This window comes from Polaromonas sp. P3_C2, assembly GCF_056402675.1.
This window is the reverse complement of record NZ_JBFUGX010000617.1, coordinates 1-2,443: the sequence shown is the minus strand read 5'-3', so window position 1 is coordinate 2,443 and position 2,443 is coordinate 1. Positions and strand designations below refer to the sequence as shown.

The 2,443-nt window shown below is 59.2% G+C and carries 1 protein-coding gene; it reads left to right on the top strand.

Annotation, left to right across the window (positions count from 1 at the left end; translation table 11 throughout):
- On the top strand, nt 1-2,443 hold a 2,443-nt coding region (locus AC1DWI_RS19810), incomplete at both ends, for a hypothetical protein (RefSeq protein WP_477725534.1).

Sequence of the window (2,443 nt, the reverse complement as noted above, 5' to 3'; positions counted from 1 at the left end):
GACTCACACCGACAACGCTGTGGTTACTGATGGTGGTCACGGTGTAGACGAACCACTCAACGTCGTCGATATTCCGGCCTCCCACTTAGCCAGCCACTTTGCCGGCGGTCACAGTGGCGGAGCATACGGCGAGGGTCAGTTAGCCGGGCTGGACGTGCTGCCCTTCAACGACACTAGCAGCTTCCTCGTCAACGCCGATGGTGACATGGTGGGCGAAGTCACCCGATTGTCGAACGGTTGGGTACAGGTTAAAGACATTGGAGGGGCGAGCGTTTACCTCAACCCCCGGGCGGCATCCGGTGACCCAAATGCCATCGTAAGCGCCCAGCAATACCAAGACGCACAAGAGCAGGCCGAAGTTAGCCAGGCAGCCAGCGCCATCGGCCTGATGAACAGCATCATCGGCTTGCAGCATTGGGACGACATGGGCGACTTGCAGCGGCTTGCCGCGGTAAGCAGCATTTACAACGCACTAGACAAGATGAGCGGCGGCGGTGCCTTGCCCGGCGACTTGGGAACGGCTGCTGGCGTGCTGGGTTTGCTCAGTGCCTTGGACCAAGGCAATGCCGGTRGTGCCTTGTACAGCGGGCTCAGCCTTGTAGAGAGCCTGACGTCCACCGCAGGCATAGCCAACAGCGGGTTGATTAGCCAAAATTTGGGCGGTAACTTCCTGCCTGCTCTGGGCTTTGTGCTTGCGCTGGATTCGGGCGATCGAGTCAGTATCGCTTCCAGCGGACTGAGCCTCATGAGCAGCTTGGGCATGATAGGGCCTTGGGGCGCGGTGGCTGCTGTTGTCCTCACCCTCTTGGGCGGCCTGTTTGCCGACGAACCCGATATCCCCATGCGCGAAGGCCTGGCCCATGCCGAATGGGACGGAGCAGGCAATATCCTCGTCGTCACTGATCAGGACACGGAAGGCGGCGGCGCTACTGCCACAAGCTGGATGCAAAACCTGGTCGATGGCCTGCAAGCTCAATTGGCCAACACCCGTGACCAGGCAGGCAACAGCTGCGCTCTAATTCCCAATCTGCTGCCCGCTATAGGCTATCAGTACGACCCCGATGGCTTCAATCTGGCCAACGGTGCCAAGGGATTTGTGTACCTGAAGTGGACCGATGAGAATGGCCAATCTCAGATTCGTTACTACGATGGCGAAGGTAGCCGGGGCGATGGTACGAGCGAAACCCTGGCCGGGGACTTCATGCAGCATGCTCAGGGCGCGATTGCTCCGACGTGGCAGGTCCAGACCGTGCTGGCACATTACCAGCAAAGTCAGGGCATCCACTTGCCTGCTGCGCAGGCAGGCTTGCCACAAGAGCTGGCCGACGGCGTCCACCAGACACTGCAAGCTCTCACACTCGCGCTGCCGGTTGAGCCCGCCCTTCAAAACGCCCTGATAGATATCGATGGCGACGGCTATCTGGAGCGCAGCCAGTGGTTGGCCACCAACCAAAGCGCGTTGGCGATAGATGTCAACGGAGATGGTGTCATTGGTGCGGGTGAGCTCCTGAATCTGAGCGGCTCGGCCCTGAGCAGCTTGAACTGGCTGGATACGAATAGCGACAAGTTTCTTGAGGTGAGAGATCCGGCATTCGCTGCATTGCGCTTATGGATAGACGTTAACGCCGACGCAAGCAGCGAGGGCGAAACACAGACTTTGACGCAAGCAGGTATCGCTGCTATCGACTTCAGCGGCAGTTCACCCCGGATCATCAAGGTTGATGGTAGCCGCGTCGCTCTTACAGCGCAGACCTTGACCGGCGACATTTTGGGCGTGGYATACCAGTCCGTCACGGGTGGCGTATTGCAGCTGGACGAACAGGCGAATGCCCCGGCTATTGCCACATTGCATGCGGTCAACACCCGAACCTTTGATGGCGATGCGGCGCACACGCATGGCGGGGATATAGATACTGATGGCACGAATGACCGCCAAACGGTGCTGGTTGACGCCCAGGACAGCCGTTTGTCTACCACGACGGCTCGTACACTGGCCAACCGAACAGGTAACCCGCTTGGATTCGTACCTTTTGGAGCGGTCACTACGTTGCAAGCCCAGCGGGAAGCCACGGCAGCGATGATTCGCAGTGCAGACGGCAGCATGTTTAGTACGGCGACCGGTATCACGCCTTTGGTCGCCTTGGCACTGGGTGCAAGTGCGGTGCAATGGCCAACGGTGGTTTCTGCGGAGTCGTTGCCAATAGACAGCAGTTTGGCTGGCACGGCCATCGAAGCGGCATTGACTGGCTTGGACCCGAATGTGCCGTCCGCCTCTGTGTCAGGCAACACGCCGTCGGGCTCAGGTCCGACTGTTCCGGCAGACCCGGCGCACGTCGATTTGTCGTCATTGCAGCTCGGTCGCGTCATTTCAGACGTGCACCTCAAAAATAGCGAGGAAGGGCAGTTGACGGGCGATATTTATGCGTTAAATCAGGCTCTAGCC